We start from the raw sequence: 16,060 nt of genomic DNA, 5'->3' as shown, positions 1-16,060 counted from the left end.
ACGATCAGGGATGTTGCGCGATGAGCGGCGCGACATTGGCCTTGGTCGTTAGGATCGCCGGCTGCAACTGCTGGGCCGGCACCGTCTTGCCATCCATCAAAGCGATTGCGGAATCGACCGCCATGCGGCCCATCTTCTGCGTCTGCTGCGTCATCGTGGCCGCCAGCACGCCATCCTGCACCGCCTTCAGCCCGGCGGTATCACCATCGAAGCCGACCACGATGACGGAATGGTTGAGGTTCGCGACCTTCACGGCCTGGGCCGCGCCCAAGGCCAGCGCATCGGCCCGGCCGAAGAAGATCGAGATATTCGGATGCCGCTGCAGCATATCCTGCGCGATGTTGAAGCCTTCCGCCTGGGACCATTCCTGGCTTGCCTGCTTGGCCACGAGCTTGATGCCAGGACAATTTTCCATCGCCTCGTTGAAGCCCTTGTTACGGTCGATCTCCGGCGTCGTCCCGAGCTGACCCTGGATGATGGCGAGTTCGCCCTTGCCGCCTGAGATCTTGCAGACATAGTCGCCCAGCGTATGCGCGGCCTGGACGCTGTTGGTCGCGATGAAAGTGGTCGCCGGCGCATCGGGCGGGTTGCGATCGACCGCGATCACCGGGATATGCGCAGCCTCCGCAGCCTTCACCGGCACGCCCGCCGCGGTCGCACCGGCCGGGATGTAGATCAGCGCCTTGACGCCCCGTGTGATGAGATCCTGGATCTGGTTGACCTGCGTCGCGCTATCGCCATGGGCATCAACGACGATGACCTTTAGCCCCTTGGCCTTGGCTTCCGCCTCGACCGACTGCTTGATCTGGTTGAAGAAATTCGCCTGCAGATTGGCGACCGCGAGGCCGATGGTCGGCTCCGCCGCCTGGGCGCCGGGCGCCATCAGCGGGCTCGCGGCAAACCCGAGCGCGGCAAGCGCCGACATCGCCAGAAGACGCCGTTTTGTCTTGAACATTCTCTTTCCTCTCCGTTTTTGTTTATCGTGCAGGCACGTCCATCCGCCGGCCCGGGCGGGGCGCAGATGCGCCCTCAGCTTCCCTGGCGGCGAAATTTGTCGATGGTCACGGCCGCGGCGATGACGCAGCCGATGATGATCTGCTGGATGAAGGGCGAGACGCCGACAAGGTTCAGCCCGTTGTGCAGCACGCCGATGATGAGCACGCCGACCACCGTGCCGCCGATGCTGCCGATGCCGCCTGATAGGCTCGCGCCTCCGATGACGACGGCGGCGATGGCATCAAGCTCGTAGCCGAGGCCGGCACTCGGCTGCGAACTGTCCAGCCGCGCCGAAAGCACGAGCCCGGCGAGCCCGGCGAGCACGCCGGAGACGATATACACCCAGATGGTGAGCCGCCGCACCTTGATGCCAGCAAGCCGCGCGACCTCGGCATTGCCGCCAATCGCATAGAGGCTCCGCCCCGTCGCCCGGTAGCGCAGGAAGATCGCGCCGCCGATCGCAAGCAGGATGAAGAGCGCGACCGTGACGGAGAGGAAACCCAGGTGGCGCACGGTCGCAAGCCTGGTGAACCAGTTCGGATAGCCCACCACCTGCTCACCGCCGGTGGTGAGATTGGCGAGCCCGCGCGCGACCGACATCACGGTCAGCGTCGCAATGAAGGGCGGCAGTTTGGCGCGGGTAATCAGCAGGCCGTTGATAAGGCCACAACCGCCGCCGGCGATGAGCGCGAGCAAAACGGCGAGCGGATAGGGCACGCCGTAATCCTGCGGCAGCCAGCCGAAGACCATGCAGGAGACGGCAAGAATGGAGCCGACAGACAGATCGATACCGCCGATGATGATAACGCCCGTCATGCCCAGGGCCAGGATGCCGAGCACCGTCACCTGGTCGATGACATTGAGAAAATTGCGGGTGGCGAGAAACACGTCGCTCGTCAGCGAAAACACGATGCAGAGCAGTACGAGGCCGATCAGCGGGCCCTGGCTGCCCGTCATCAGCCGGGTGAGCAGGGCGCGGCTGACGCCCTGTGCGCCGCCGCCTGCGGCTGAGGTGGAGGTGGACATCGCTCTTCCCTTCATGCGGCTCTTTCGGCCGTCTTGGTAAGCGGCACTGGGGCGCGGGCGCGGCTGACTGCATCTGCCCAAGCGGCGCGCGCATCTTTGCGGGCTGCATCCGACAGGCTGGGTGCCACGGCCTCATGCCGGCGATCGAGTGCGGCGAGTTCGTCTAGCGACCAGAAGCCCGCGCCGAGCCCCGCCATATGGGCCACGCCGAGCGCCGAGAGTTCGGCCGCTTCCGAGCGCAGGATGGTGCATCCAGCGAGATCGGCCTGCATCTGCATCAGGGCCCTGTTGCGGCTCGGCCCACCATCGGCGAAGAGGCGCGCAACACTGGCCTTGCCGCCGATCGCCTCCACCACATCCGCGACCTGATGGCCGACCGCTTCCATCGCCGCGCGTGCAAGATCGGCGGGCCCCATGTCGAGCGTCAGATTGGCGATGAGCCCGCGCGCATCTTGATCCCAATAGGGCGCGCCGAGGCCGGTGAAGGCCGGCACCAGCACGGCACCACGTCCCATCGCTGCTGCGCCAAGATCGGCCATCGCATCGACGCTCATGCCGAGCATGCGCGCCATCCAGCGGAGCGCCGCCCCCGTCGCACGAATATTGCCTTCGGCGGCGAGCGCGGGCGCCGCCTCGCCGATCTGCCAGCCGATGGTGAGGCAAAGCCCGTCGCCCAGCGCCTCCGCCTGTGGGATCAGCCCCATGACCGAGGAGCCGGTGCCATAGGTCGCCTTCACCGTGCCGGGCGCGAAGCCGCCATGGGCAAAGAGCGCCGCGTGAGAATCTCCCATCACCGCCAGCACCGGCGTGCCATCGGGCAGAGGATGGAGGCCGCGCGTCGCGGGATAAGGCCCGGTCGAAGCGCGGAGTGCCGGCAGCGCCGCGGCGGGGATGCCGAAGAGATCGCTGAGCGTCTCGTCCCACACCCCATCGGCCGTGCGCAGCAATTGTGTGCGGGAGGCATTGCCGATCTCGGTCACCGGCTCACCGCCGAAGCGGCTGAGCAGCCAGGCCTCGACGGTTCCACAGACCAGCCTGCCAGCGCGTGCAGCCGCCGCGACACCCTCATGATGACGCAATGCCCAGGCGAATTTGGCTGCCGAGAACATGGGATCGAGCGGCAGGCCGCTCAGCGCCTCTACCCGAGCGCCTGCAGGCCGGGCGGCGAGCTCCGTGCAAAGGCCGGCGGCACGCCGATCCTGCCAGCTCAAAACCGGCATCAAAGCCTCGCCGGTCATCCGGTCCCACATGACCGCCGATTCACGCTGCGCACTGAGGCCGACCGCTTCCACCGCGAAGCCCGGTGCGGCGGCCAGACAGACGCTGACAGCACTCTGTACGCTCTGCCAGATCGCGCCAGGCGACTGCTCGACGAAGCCGACTTGCGGATGCATCTCCTCCAGAGGCGCGAAACCTTTAGCCAGGATCTCGCCGGCTGGGCCCACGAGGATGGCCTTGGTGCCGCTCGTCCCCTGGTCGATCGCGAGGAGGGCGCGCCCTGTCATCGCCTAAGCCACCAATTCCCGCGCCGCGGCGGCCAGGCCTTCGGCGTTGAGGTGGAAATGATCGAGCAGGAAGTTCGTGCTGCCGGTCGGCGCAAAACCCGGCATGCCGAGGATGCGCATGGGCACGGGGCAATGACGAACCACACACTCGGCGACCGCCGAGCCGAGGCCGCCATGGATGATCGCCTCTTCCGCCGTCACGATCCGCCCCGTCTCGCGCGCGGCCGCAATCACCGCCTGCTCGTCGAGCGGCTGGATCGTCGCCATGTTCAAGACCCGCGCCGCGATGCCATCCTGGGCAAGCAGTTCGGCCGTTGCCAGCGCGCGGGAGACCATGGTGCCACAGGCAATCAGCGTCACGTCCCGGCCGTCGCGCAGCAAGCCGGCGCGGCCCGGCGTGAAGCCTGCGCCCTCCGGCGTCACGCTCGGCACCTTATGGCGGCCGATACGCATGAAGATCGGCCGCGCGGCGTCGGCCGCCCAGGTCAGCGCCGCGCGCGTCTGTTCGGGGTCCGCCGGCACCAGGATCGTCATATCCGTCAGCGCCCGCATCCAGGCGAAATCTTCCAGCGAATGATGCGTCGGCCCCAGCTCGCCATAGGCCATGCCGGGGCTCTGGCCGCAGAGCACGACGTGGTAGTTATTGTAGGCGATATCGGCCTTGATCTGTTCCAGCGCGCGGCCGGTGAGGAACGGCGAAGCACAGCTCACGAAGGGAACGAAGCCGGCATTGGCGAGGCCAGCGGCGACGCCTACCATATTCTGCTCGGCGATGCCGACATTGATGAGGCGATCCGGGAATTCTTTCTGGAATGCACCGAGATTGCTTGAACCTACTGAATCGTTGCAGACGGCGACGATCCGCTCGTCTGTCCGCGCGAGGGCGATCAGCGTTTCGGCGAATGTCGCCCGACAGTCAAAGCTCGGCGCGGCTCCTGGCGCCTCGATAACCTCCGCGCTCATGCGGACAACTCCTTCTCTGCCTGCTCAACCTGTGCAGGCGTTGGCACCTTGTGATGCCATTCCACGCGGTCTTCGATGAAGGAGACGCCCTTGCCTTTGATGGTATGAGCGATGATGCAGCGTGGCTTGTCGTCGGGCGCCGCCGTGAAGGCTTCGTAGAGTGCGGCGAGATCATGCCCGTCGATCTCGCGCACCTCCCAGCCGAAGGCGGCCCATTTATCACCGAGCGGATCGAGGCGATTGGTCTCCTCCGTGCGCGCGCCTTGCTGAAGCCGGTTGCGATCGACGATCGCGGTGAGATTGCCGAGACCACGATGCCCCGCGGCCATCGCCGCCTCCCAGTTGGAGCCTTCCTGCAACTCGCCGTCGCCGAGAACGACGACGGTGCGCCACGTCTGCCGCTTGAGGCGTGCAGCGATCGCACAACCAAGACCGATCGGCAGGCCATGGCCGAGCGGCCCTGTATTGGCCTCAACACCCGGCACTTTCCGGCGGTTGGGATGGCCGTTGAGGGCCGAGAGCGGCGCCATGAAGGTTTCGAGCGCTTCCACCGGCATGAATCCGCGCAGCGCCAGCACCGCATAGAGCGCGGCGGAGCAATGGCCTTTGCTCAGGATGAAGCGGTCTCGCTCCTCCCAGTTCGGGTTTGCGGGATCGAGCTTCAGGACACCGAAAAACAGCGTCGTCAGAATATCGGTCACAGAGAAGTCGCCGCCGATATGCCCGGCGCGCGCGCGGTCGATCGTTTTCAGGATGAGCAGGCGGACATCGCGGGCCACGCCCGCCAGCAGGGCACGCCTCTCCTCCATGGGGGCGCTGGCAAGCAGGCTCCGCAGATCCGCGCTGGGCCGCGTTATCGCATAATCCGCCATCTGGATCCGCCGCTTTCCTCGATATTAGAATAATTATTCATTGTCGAATTGAAATTCAGGATGCGCAGTCTCACCGCGCCCGTCAAGCGAAAAATCCGTATGGGGTAAGCAGCCTTCGGTTCGCCGGCGGTTTTCGGTCGCGCCGCGGTCCTTGGGCAGGATCGCGCTCGGAGAGGGGCGCGCGGGCACCGTCTCGCCCTCGCCGGGGCTTTCGGGGCCGGGCCCGGACGGTCATCAGTCGCGGCGGGACGAGTTTGAGGGTGCGCGAGGGCGGGTGGCGGCCTGACCGCCCGGCACCCCGCCGGTTGCGCGCGAGGTCCCGAGCGGTTCACCTCCACTCACGCAGCTTCTTTGCGCAAGCATCGTCGCCTGGTCGGATTATTCCATCCGACCAGGATCTGGTTTAGCGTCGGCCTGCGATGGCTGGCGCTTCAGCGTAGCGCGCGAGGAATTCCCGCGTGAGGAAAGCTACCTCGTCGGCCGCTTCATCCAACGCGAAATGGCCGGCATCGAGACGATGAAGTTCCGCGCTCGGCACATCCAGCAGATAGGCTTCCCCTCCCGGCAGGATGAAGGACGGGTCGTAGCGCCCCCAGAGGACCAGCATCGGCAATTGTCGGGCGCGCATCCACGCCTGCCAAGCCGGGTAGGAAGCGATGTTGGTGCGATAGTCGTTCAGCAGTGCCGCCTGGATCTCTTTCTGGCCAGGACGCATCAGGCTGGCATATTCGTCGGTCCAGCTATCCGGGTTGTACCGCTCGGGGTGGGGGCTGTCACCGAGATGGCGCTCGCGCGCGGCTTTCAAGGACATGAAGGCCTCGAGCTGCGTGGGATGCGCCTGCGGGTCAGCCCAATACTCGGCGATACCGCGCCACTTGGCACCGAGGCCCTCCTCATAGGCATTGGCATTCTGTACGATGAGCGATGTCACCCGTTCGGGATGCGCGATCGCCAGGCGAAAGCCGACCGGGCCGCCATAATCCTGCATGAAGAGCGCATATCGATTGAGGCCGAGCTGGCGGACCAGCCCGTCCATCGTCCTGGCCAGATTGTCGAAGCTATAGGTGTAGTCAGCCGGTGACGGCGCATCGCTATGACCGAAGCCTGGATAGTCCGGCGCGATCACGCGATAGCGATCGGCGAGGAGCGGCAGTAAAGCGTCCCACTGGCGCGAAGAAGAGGGATAGCCATGCAGCAGCAGAATCGCAGGCGCATCGCGCGGCCCGGCTTCGCGGTAGAAGACGCCCACGCCATTGATCTCGACGCGATGATAGCTGGTGGTGGATGAGACGGAGCGGAGCGCCGTCGCCTCCACACTCGCCATCGCGCGCCTGCCGGCAGGCTGCTCTTGTTCTGGTATCATTATTCTTCCTCCGTTGCGCGCAGGCTTCGCGTAGATCCCCGACAGACGAAGCAGGCTGAGCGGGAGAGATCCGCGGCAGAGCACGGCGCAGAGTCATCAACATGCACGACGATCGCGCCGGAGCGGATCGAAGGGCGCGCAAGCGACCACGAACCGCTCCCGCCTCAGGCCGCCTGGTTGCCCAGCACCTCGACGATGGCGGCCGCGATGTCGCCCGCATGCGTCTCCAGCGCGAAGTGGCCGGTATCGAGGAAGCGGATATCCGCCTGCGGCAGATCGCGGCGGAAGGCCTCGGCGCCGGGCGGCAGGAAGAAGGGATCGTTCTGCCCCCAGATCGCCAGGAACTTCGGCTGGTGCTCGCGGAAATACGCCTGGAACGCGGGATAGAGGGCGAGGTTGGTGGCATAGCTGCGGAAGAGATCGAGCTGGATTTCGTCCACCTCCGGCCGGGCGATGTACCAGGCGTCGAGCGCGGAGCCGTCCGGCGACACGGCGCTGACGTCAGCCACGCCATGCTCGTACTGCCAGCGGATCGAGGCCGGCGTCAGCAGCGCCCGCAGCGCCTCGCGGTTGGCCTCGCTCGGCTCGCGCCAGTAGCGCTGGATCGGATCCCAGCCTTCGCTCAGCCCTTCCTCATAGGCATTGCCGTTCTGCGAGACGATCGCCGTCACCCGCTCGGGGTGCGCGATCGCGAGGCGAAAGCCGGTCGGCGCGCCATAGTCAAAGACATAGAGCGCGTATCGGGCGAGGCCGAGCACCTCGGTGAAGCGGCCGATCACGCGGGCGAGGTTGTCGAAGCTATACTCGAAGTCTCTGCGGGGCTTGATCTCGGAGAGGCCGAAGCCCGGCAGGTCGGGGGCGACGAGGTGGAAACGCTCGGCGAGTAGCGGGATGAGATCCCGGAACATGTGGCTGGAAGAAGGGAAGCCGTGCAGCAGCAGAAGCGTCGGGCGGGCGCGGTCTCCGGCTTCGCGGTAGAAGATCTTGAAACCATCGACATCGACAGTGCTGTAGCGAATCTGGGTCATGGGATGCCCTCGCGGAAGAAGGAGACGGGGTCGGCGCCGCCCGGTGACATGAGCCGGGCGACGCGATTGGATCGGTCGCTCAGTCTAGCCTTGGGCTGCCATCGTGCGCGCAACCTCGGCGGCGCTGATGCCTTCGAGGGCGAGACCATAGCCGGTGCCTTCCTCGACCAGCCGCCGCAGGCGCTGCGTCAGCGCGATACGCGTATAGCTGGCGGTGAGCGGCGGCAGCGCGGCAATACCATCCGCGATCTCATGGGCGCGGGCGAGCAGGCGATCGGCCGGCACGATCTCGTTGACAACGCCCCATTCCTTCGCCGTCGCCGCATCCAGCACCTGGCGAGTGAGCAGGAAGTAGCGCCCGCGGATGGAGCCGATGACCTCGGGCCAGAGGATATGCATGCCATCGCCTGGCACAATGCCAAACTCGAAATGCGGCTTGTCCTGGAACACGGTGTCGGAGGTGGCGAGCACAATATCGGTGAGCAGGGCGTATTCGCTATGCAGCAGCACCGGCCCGTTGAGCGCCGTGATCATCGGCACCTCGATATCGAGGATATTGGTCAGCACCTTGCGGCCCTCGCGGAAGATCTTGTCATAGCCGCGGGGGGTAAAGAAATCGAAGCCCTCGGGGCTGATCGCATCCATGAAGGCATCGCCCGAGCCGGTGAGGATGACCGCGCGATTAGCGTGATCCTCGCCGATCTGGTGGAAGAGGTCCACGAACTGCTCATGCGTGTGGCCGTTGAAGACGAGCTTGCCGCCATCGGTGTGCAGCCTGACTTCCAGCACCCCGTTCGCCTTGCGGGTCAGACGGGCATTCGGGAAGGCATCGCGATAGGTTTCGAACTCGGCCATCAGGGTGATCCTTGATCTCGTGCCGGCCTCCAATGACCGGCGTGAGGATTTGCTACCCGGTTCGGCGCAGGAGCGGAGGAGATCGGGCGGCGATAAGGGTTATTCCGCGGTGGAATAGCGCCGGGCCATGGCTGCTTCCACGAAGCGGGCAAACTCCCGCGCCTTGGCGCTTGCCATGCGGCCGGCGGGGAAGACCGCCCAGAGGTCGATCGGCGGCAGCGCCCAGCCCTCCAGCACACGGCGCACCGCGCCGCTCGCGAGTTCGGGGCCGAACATTCAGTCGGACGCGATCGTCAGCCCCATATCGGCCAGCACCGCAGCACGCAGCCCCTCCGCCGCGCTGACCCGGACCCGACCGCGCACCGAGACCGAGGCTGCCGCGCCATCACGGGTGAAGGACCAGGCATCGGGAAGCTGGCTATAGGTCACCGCCTCATGGCCGGCGAGGTCGGCGGGGCTTTGCGGCTCCCCCGCACGCGCGAGGTAAGCGGGGGTTGCCAGCACCGAGCGGCCGCCCGTCGCCAGCTTACGCGCGACGGCGGAGCTGTCAGGCAGCGCACCCATTCGCAACGCAACGTCAACCCCCTCCGCAATCAGGTCGATCACCCGATCATCGAGGATCACGTCGATCTCGAGATCAGGATACTGGTCGAGGAAGTGCGGCAGCAGCGGCACGATATGCAGCCGGGCAAAGGTGGTCGCCGCCGAGACGCGCAGGCAGCCCGAGAGGCCGGCCCCCGCGCTGCGGGCGGCAAGCTCGGCCGCGTCGGCTTCCTGAATGGCGGCTTTGGCGCGCTCGTAATAGCGCTGGCCCGCCTCGGTCGGGCTCAGCCCGTGGGTCGAGCGGATGAGCAGGCTGACCTGCAGCCGGCCCTCCAACTGCGCGATGGTCTTGGAGACGGCGGGCTGGCCGATATGGAGCTGGCGGGCGGCCGCGGAGAAGGAGCCCGTCTCCACCACGCGCACGAAGGTCGCCATCGCCTGATATCGGTCCATCGCCATTCCTCCGCGGAATGAACGTTATTGCTCAGGGCCTGCTGCCGTGTCGAGCCGGCCGGCGGCATCTGATCCCCACACCATACGCAGTCCAGGGAACAAAGCCATGCTCGAGGTTTACGCTTTCGCCACGCCTAACAGCATCAAGGTGCCGATCGCGCTGGAGGAGCTTGGACTCGACTACGCGCTGCACGGCGTCAACATCCGCAAGGGCGAGCAGAAGGCACCGAGCTTCGTGGCCCTCAACCCGAACGCCAAGCTGCCTGTGCTCGTCGATGGCGATCTGGTGCTGACCGAGTCCGCCGCGATCCTCGTCTATCTCGCGGAGAAAACCGGTCGCCTGCTGCCCGCCGCCGGCGAGGCCCGGGCGCGGGTGTTCGAGCAGCTCTTCTTCCACGCCTCGGGCCTCAGCCCGGCTTTCGGCCAGTCTGGCTTCTTCCAGCGTTTCGCGGCCGAGCCGCAGCCGATCGCGATCGAACGTTTCTTGACAGAAGCGAAACGCACCGTCGGCTTGCTCGATGGGCGGTTGGCCACACACCGCTTCATGGCCGGCAATGACCTCACCATCGCCGATATCGCGCATTTCGGCTGGCTCTGGCGGCGCGACTTCGCGGGCGTCGGGCTCGACGAGGCGCCCCACCTCGCCCGCTGGTACGCCGAGATGGAAGCGCGACCCGCCGTCCAGCGCGCCGTCGCCCGCGTCAGCACGCTCGTGCCTGCCGCCTGAAAACGCCTTATCTACAAAGGACCATAACGATGATGCTGCAAGCCAAGCTCGACGCCTTCAAGGCCGATTTCGAAGCGGGCAAGCCACCCTACAACGTGCCGCCGGCGGTGATAGAGACGATGCACCGGGCGACGGCGGAACTGATCGCGAGCGGCGCCGTCACCCGCGCGCTCAAGGCAGGTGACAAGGCACCCGCCTTCACGCTCGAGGATCCGGACGGCCAGCCCGTTTCCTCGGCGGAGCTCATCGCCCAAGGGCCGCTCGTGGTGAGCTTCTACCGCGGCGTCTGGTGCCCTTACTGCAACATGGAGCTGCAAGCGCTGCAGGCGGCGCTGCCGGAGTTCCGGAAGCTCGGCGCGAACCTGCTCGCGATCTCGCCGCAGACGCCGGTGAACAGCCGCAAATCGGTCCGGCAGAACGCGCTCGATTTCGCGATCTTGTCGGACAGCCATAACACTGTCGCCGCCGCCTTCGGCCTACGTTTCGAACTGCCCGATTACCTGATCGATCTTTACAAGAGCCTGAAAAGCGATCTGCCCGCCTTCAATGGCGACCCGAGCTGGACGCTGCCGATGCCCGGCCGCTTCGTCATCGCGCAGGACGGCACCATCCTCTATGCCGAGGTCAATCCGGACTATACCCGCCGCCCCGAGCCCGAGGACATGCTGCCGGCGCTGCGCCGGGCCGCCACCATCACCGCCTGAGCCCCCTTGGCAGCCGAGCCCCGGCCACCCCGGTGGCCAGGGTTCGCACGCGAGAGATCCCCCTGATGCCCCGCACCTTCCTCGTCACCGGCGCCAGCAAAGGCATCGGCCTCGCTCTCGCCCATCGGCTGAACCGGCAGGGGCATGCCGTCATCGGCCTCGCCCGCAGCCCTGCGCCCGGCTTCCCGGGCATGCTCGTGCCCGTCGATCTGGCCGATACGCCGGCGACCGACGCCATCTTGGCCGACCTCAGGACGCGGTTCCGCTTCGATGGCGTGGTCAACAATGTCGGCCTCGTGCGCCCGCAGCGGCTCGGCGCGGTCGAGCTTCCGGCCCTTGAAGAGGTGATGCGCGTCAACCTGCATCCCGCCGTCCAGACCGCGCAGGCGCTGCTGCCAGGTATGGTGGAACGCGGCTGGGGGCGGATTGTCAACATCTCCAGCCTCACGGTCCTCGGATCGGTTGAGCGTACCGCCTATGCTGCAGCCAAGGCGGCGCTCGTCAGCTTCAGCCGCAGCTGGGCGCTTGAACTGGCAAGCACGGGCATCACGGTCAACGCGGTCTCGCCGGGCCCCACGGAGACGGAGTTGTTTCGCGCCAACAACCCGCCGGGCAGCGCCGGGGAGCGGCGCTACCTGGCGGCGGTGCCGATGGCACGCTTCGGCCAGCCGGAGGAGATCGCCGCGGCCATCGCCTTCCTGCTCTCGGAGGAGGCCGGCTTCATCACCGGCCAGACGCTGCATGTCGATGGCGGCGCGTCGATCGGCAAGGCGGCTTTCTGACCGCATCCCGCCGAAGGGAGCGCCGAAGCACAAGGCCATGTCGAAACCATCCGCCACGAGATCGCCGACATGGTCGCGCCTCACGAATTCAAGCCGCAGATGCCGATGTTTGGCCAAAAAGCCGGCGAGTGCCCGCGCGAGGATCGGAAGCTTTCGACAGATATGCGCGTCGCTACCGGGCGGAGCGGCATGCGCTGCTGCGGCTGGCGCCCGGCTGGGTCCGCACCGAGACGGGCGGCTGGGGTAAGCCGGGGCTGCGATCTGGATCGGTTCAACACACCGACACCGTGGGGATGCCGAGGGAGACGATGCCGGACATTCCGTTGCCAGAACGTCTCCGCTGCGCGCCTCGCTGTTGATCTGGAGCTGGCCGCCAGGGCGGCCGGGCCGAGGAAACTGCAAGGGCCCGCGCCAAGGCTGGCCGATTTTGATCGGCATCAATGCGCCTCGATCCCGTCCGGGAACAGTCTTGCTTCATCCCCGCAGCGTCGGACGGAAGCATGGATACCCAGACCGCCCCGCCCAGCACATCAGGCCTTACGGCCTTCGCGGGGCGCGCCCTGGTCATCCTGCTCATCGGCGCGCTGGCGCTGGCGGCCTGGCGGCTTGCCGATCTCGGCTTGCTCCTTTTCGCGGCCGTGCTGATGGCGACAGGGCTTCGCGGGGCCGCCAAGGCGCTGGTACGGGTCGCCCCGATCGGGGAGGCCGGGGCGCTCGGCATCGTCGTGCTGCTCCTCCTGGCGATGCTTGCCGGATGCTTCTGGCTGTTCGGGAGCGTCGTCGCCGCCCAGCTGGACGAGTTGGCACGGCAGATCCCGCTCGGCTTGCGCGCCGTCACGGATCGGCTCGGCGCGCAGCCCCTCGGCCGCTTCGCACTGGAGCAGGCACAAGGGATCGACCTCGGGAACCTGTCGGCATGGATGGCGGCGGCGCTCGGCCGGGCGGCGCGGATCCTGGTGCGCGACCTTGCATATGGCGTGCTGACCTTCTTCGTCGCGATCTATCTCGCGGCCCAACCGGATCTCTATCGCCAGCTTTGCCTGCGCATGGTGCCGCCCGGCGCGGGCAGCCGCGTCAGCACGTTATTCGACCGGATCGCCCATGTCCTCAGACGCTGGCTGCTCGGTCAACTCGTGGTCATGGCCACGATCGGCATTCTGTCGGGCGTGGGCCTCTGGGCGCTCGGGATCGAGGCGGCGGCCGCTCTCGGCCTCGTCGGCGGCTTGCTGACCTTCATCCCCTATGTCGGCGCAGTTCTCGCCGCCGTCCCGGCAACGCTCGTCGCCTTGACACAGAGCCCGACAGACGCCGCTCTCGTCATCCTGATGTACATGGGTGTGCATTTCGTCGAAGGGAATTTCATAACGCCCCTGGTGCAGGCGGAGGCGACCGCCATGCCGCCGGTATTGTCGCTGCTCTCGACGATCGCGTTCAGCATCCTCTTCGGCCCCGCCGGGGCGCTACTCGCCGCTCCGCTCACGCTCTTGCTCCTGCTGAGCGTGGAGGTGTTCTCCAATCAACCGGTGGTGGCGGCTCCGGCCGCAGGCGTGCGGAAATCCGAGCCCGAACCCGGGCGGCCCGCCCGACCACCGGCGCCGAAGCGCACCATCGCTGCGGCCACCCTGCCGCGCCTCGTCGATCTGCTGCTGCTTGCCATCGCGGGGGCGGGGCTTGCGGCCGGCCTGGCCGCCCGCTGGGCAGGCTGGGCCGCCTGGGCGGAGTGGCTGCTGCTGGGCGGAACCGCCCCGGTGCTTGCCGCCGTGCTGCTCGACAGCCTGACCTCTCTTGCCCGGCGCGAGGTGGGGCTCGATATCATCGCGCTACTCTCCATCGGCGGCGCCCTGGCGCTCGGTGAGAATCTGGCGGCCGCCGTGATCGCGCTCATGTTGGCGAGTGGCCGGGCGCTTGAGGACTTTGCCGAAGCCCGCGCCAAGCGCGAGATGTCCGCGCTGCTGGCACGCGTCCCCCGCAGCGCCAATCGCTACGCGAACGGCACGCTCGCGACGGTGCCGCTCGAAAGCATCCTACCCGGAGACCGTCTCCTGGTGCGCGTGGGGGAGACGGTGCCGACGGACGGGACGGTGCTTGACCGGGCCGCGGTGCTCGACGAATCCGCGCTCACGGGCGAGCCTATTCCCGTCACCCGCGTCGCCGGCACCGCGCTCCGCAGCGGCGCGGTCAACCTCGGTGCGCCCTTCGACATGGAAGCCCGGTCACGCGCCGCCGAGAGCACCTTCGCGGGCATCGTGCGGCTGGTGGCGGCGGCACAGGCGGAGAAGGCGCCTTCGAGCCGCCTTGCCGACCGCGCCGCCTTCCTCTTCACGCCCCTCGCCGTCGGGCTCGCGGGGGCGGCCTGGGCCTGGAGCGGCGACCCGGTGCGGGGCCTTGCCGTCATGGTCGTTGCCACCCCATGCCCGCTGATCCTCGGCGTGCCGGTGGCGATCGTCTCCGGCCTGTCGCGCTGCGCCAGACGTGGCGTGCTGGTGAAGGGCGGCGGCGCGCTGGAGGTGCTGGCGCAGGTCCGCACGCTCTTCCTCGACAAGACCGGCACCCTGACCGCCGGCCACGCACGCATCCTCGCGGTCGAAGCCGCGCCGGGCGCCGATCCCGACGAGGTGCTCCGCCTCGGCGCCAGCCTCGACCAAGGCTCGCAACATCCGATCGCGCAGACCATCGTCGCCGCGGCTCACGCCCGGGGGCTCTCGCTCGCCCTGCCGACGGAGGTGGAGGAGGAGGCCGGCGCGGGCGTGAGTGGCCTTGTGGAGGGCCGGCGCGTGGCTATCGGGAGCCATGCCTACGCGCTCGCCCATGCGCCCGCCGAGGGCTGGACCGACCGCCTGCTCCGGCGCATGGCCTATGAGGGGGCGACGGGCGCGTTCGTCCTCGCGGAGGGGCGGCTGCTGGGCGCCGTCCTACTCGCCGACGAGATCCGCCCCGATGCGGCCCGCGCGCTCAGGATGCTGCGCCAGGCGGGGGTCCGTCGCACGATCATGCTAACGGGTGATCGGCGCGACACGGCCGAGGCGATCGGGGCGGCGCTTGGCGTGGATGATGTCCGGGCGGAGCAAGGGCCGGGAGACAAGCTTTCGGTGATCGCCGCGTCCCGCAAGGCGGGCGAGATCTGCGCGATGGTGGGGGATGGAGTGAACGACGCCCCAGCGCTCGCCGCCGCGAATGTGGGTATCGCGATGGGCGCACGCGGCTCGGGCGCGTCTTCGGAAGCGGCGGATGTCGTGCTGCTGGTGGACCGGCTTGACCGCCTTGCCGAGGCACTGGCGATCGCACGCGGAACGCGGCGGATCGCGGTGCAGACCGTCGGCATCGGCATGGGGCTTTCGGCGGTTGCCATGATCGCCGCCGCGCTCGGCCTTCTGCCGCCGGTGGCGGGCGCGCTGCTACAGGAGGTAATCGATACGGCGGCCATTCTCAACGCGCTCCGCGTGCTGCGGCTGCGCGTCCCGGGCCGGCCGCATGCCACGCTTGCCTTGGCCGAGGTGGCGCGCCTGCAGGCTGAACACGAGCGCCTTGCCGGGCCGCTCGCGCGGCTGCGGATTGTCGCGGACCAGCTCGCCACGCTGCCCCCCGCCGAGGCGGCGGCCTCCCTGATCGCGGTGGACAAGCTGGTGCGCGAGCAACTTCTGCGACACGAGCGGGAGGACGATACGCAGCTCTATCCGCCGATCGAGCGGGCGCTTGGCGGAAACGATCCAATCGCCGCGATGCACCGGGCACATCGCGAGGTGCAGCAGCTTGGCAGCCTCCTCGCCCGGATGACGGCCGACCTGCCGGCGGAGGGGCCGGGCCCGGAAGAAGCGAGCGACTTCCGCCGCGTCCTCTACGGTCTCGATGCTATTCTGCGTCTTCATTTCGCGCAGGAGGACGAGCTCTATCACAGCCTTGCGGAAGCCGAGGCTGGAGAAGGCTCCACGAGGAGGAGCCAGGTGACGAACCCGCGCTCCGCGACGGATTGACGGGTGGGAAAGGTCAGAAGCCGGCGCGCCACCCCGCGTCACCTTGGCACAGATGCGCGATGCATCGACATGGTCTCTTGCCATGACACGAAGCTTTTGATCGTGTCGCCGGGCGTGATGTCGCCGGCCCCATGCGAGATACCGGGCGACCATCCATCCGCATCGATCGCCTGACGGTTTTTGGCTCCCGATTGGCGCCAATCCCGCCAGCCAGGATCCCGCGGTGGGGTCGGGGATGTCGGCACCACGGGCGCACGGCCGGAGGCTGGCTT

The 16,060-nt window shown here is 67.6% G+C and carries 12 protein-coding genes and 1 pseudogene; 4 read left to right on the top strand and 9 right to left on the bottom strand.

Going from position 1 to position 16,060, the window contains the following annotated elements; genetic code table 11:
* Nucleotides 1-4: 4 nt before the first annotated feature.
* From ACYQ7X_RS07220 to ACYQ7X_RS07180, 9 genes and pseudogenes are all read right to left on the bottom strand, one after another.
* Complete coding sequence (locus ACYQ7X_RS07220) at nucleotides 5-955, bottom strand: substrate-binding domain-containing protein (protein WP_459696244.1); 951 nt, start codon at nucleotides 953-955, stop codon at nucleotides 5-7.
* A 74-nt stretch (nucleotides 956-1,029) separates the two neighbouring features.
* Entirely contained in the window at nucleotides 1,030-2,022 is a 993-nt protein-coding gene (locus ACYQ7X_RS07215) for an ABC transporter permease (protein WP_459696243.1), read from the bottom strand.
* Between the two features lie 11 nt (nucleotides 2,023-2,033).
* A complete protein-coding gene (locus tag ACYQ7X_RS07210) occupies nucleotides 2,034-3,527 on the bottom strand; it encodes an FGGY family carbohydrate kinase (protein WP_459696242.1) in 1,494 nt (497 codons plus the stop codon).
* Between the two features lie 3 nt (nucleotides 3,528-3,530).
* Complete coding sequence (locus ACYQ7X_RS07205) at nucleotides 3,531-4,490, bottom strand: transketolase family protein (RefSeq protein WP_459696241.1); 960 nt, start codon at nucleotides 4,488-4,490, stop codon at nucleotides 3,531-3,533.
* Nucleotides 4,487-5,362, bottom strand: a complete 876-nt coding sequence (locus ACYQ7X_RS07200) for a transketolase (RefSeq protein WP_459696240.1) — start codon at nucleotides 5,360-5,362, stop codon at nucleotides 4,487-4,489. The genes ACYQ7X_RS07205 and ACYQ7X_RS07200 overlap by 4 nt, the downstream gene beginning before the upstream one ends.
* Before the next feature lie 403 nt (nucleotides 5,363-5,765).
* Nucleotides 5,766-6,725, bottom strand: a complete 960-nt coding sequence (locus tag ACYQ7X_RS07195; protein WP_459696239.1) for an alpha/beta fold hydrolase — start codon at nucleotides 6,723-6,725, stop codon at nucleotides 5,766-5,768.
* A 164-nt stretch (nucleotides 6,726-6,889) separates the two neighbouring features.
* Nucleotides 6,890-7,753: an alpha/beta fold hydrolase gene (locus ACYQ7X_RS07190; RefSeq protein WP_459696238.1), complete on the bottom strand. Its 864-nt coding sequence runs from the start codon at nucleotides 7,751-7,753 to the stop codon at nucleotides 6,890-6,892.
* An 84-nt stretch (nucleotides 7,754-7,837) separates the two neighbouring features.
* Complete coding sequence (locus tag ACYQ7X_RS07185) at nucleotides 7,838-8,608, bottom strand: enoyl-CoA hydratase/isomerase family protein (RefSeq protein WP_459696237.1); 771 nt, start codon at nucleotides 8,606-8,608, stop codon at nucleotides 7,838-7,840.
* A gap of 99 nt (nucleotides 8,609-8,707) precedes the next feature.
* Nucleotides 8,708-9,604 (bottom strand): annotated as a pseudogene (locus tag ACYQ7X_RS07180) (LysR family transcriptional regulator).
* Nucleotides 9,605-9,710: 106 nt separating this feature from the next.
* Here ACYQ7X_RS07180 and ACYQ7X_RS07175 point away from each other — a divergent pair.
* From ACYQ7X_RS07175 to ACYQ7X_RS07160, 4 genes are all read left to right on the top strand, one after another.
* Nucleotides 9,711-10,331: a glutathione S-transferase family protein gene (locus ACYQ7X_RS07175; protein ID WP_459696236.1), complete on the top strand. Its 621-nt coding sequence runs from the start codon at nucleotides 9,711-9,713 to the stop codon at nucleotides 10,329-10,331.
* Between the two features lie 29 nt (nucleotides 10,332-10,360).
* Nucleotides 10,361-11,035 carry a peroxiredoxin-like family protein gene (locus ACYQ7X_RS07170; RefSeq protein ID WP_459696235.1) on the top strand — a complete coding sequence of 225 codons (675 nt, stop codon included), beginning with the start codon at nucleotides 10,361-10,363 and terminating at the stop codon, nucleotides 11,033-11,035.
* A 65-nt stretch (nucleotides 11,036-11,100) separates the two neighbouring features.
* Nucleotides 11,101-11,817 carry an SDR family oxidoreductase gene (locus tag ACYQ7X_RS07165; RefSeq protein WP_459696234.1) on the top strand — a complete coding sequence of 239 codons (717 nt, stop codon included), beginning with the start codon at nucleotides 11,101-11,103 and terminating at the stop codon, nucleotides 11,815-11,817.
* Nucleotides 11,818-12,317: 500 nt separating this feature from the next.
* On the top strand, nucleotides 12,318-15,788 hold the full coding sequence (locus tag ACYQ7X_RS07160; RefSeq protein WP_459696233.1) for a heavy metal translocating P-type ATPase: 3,471 nt from the start codon (nucleotides 12,318-12,320) through the stop codon (nucleotides 15,786-15,788).
* Nucleotides 15,789-16,060 lie beyond the last annotated feature (272 nt).

The sequence above is a fragment of the Acidisoma sp. C75 genome, from assembly GCF_054665095.1.
Note: the sequence above shows the minus strand (reverse complement) of the source record. Positions and strands in the feature narration are given on the sequence as shown.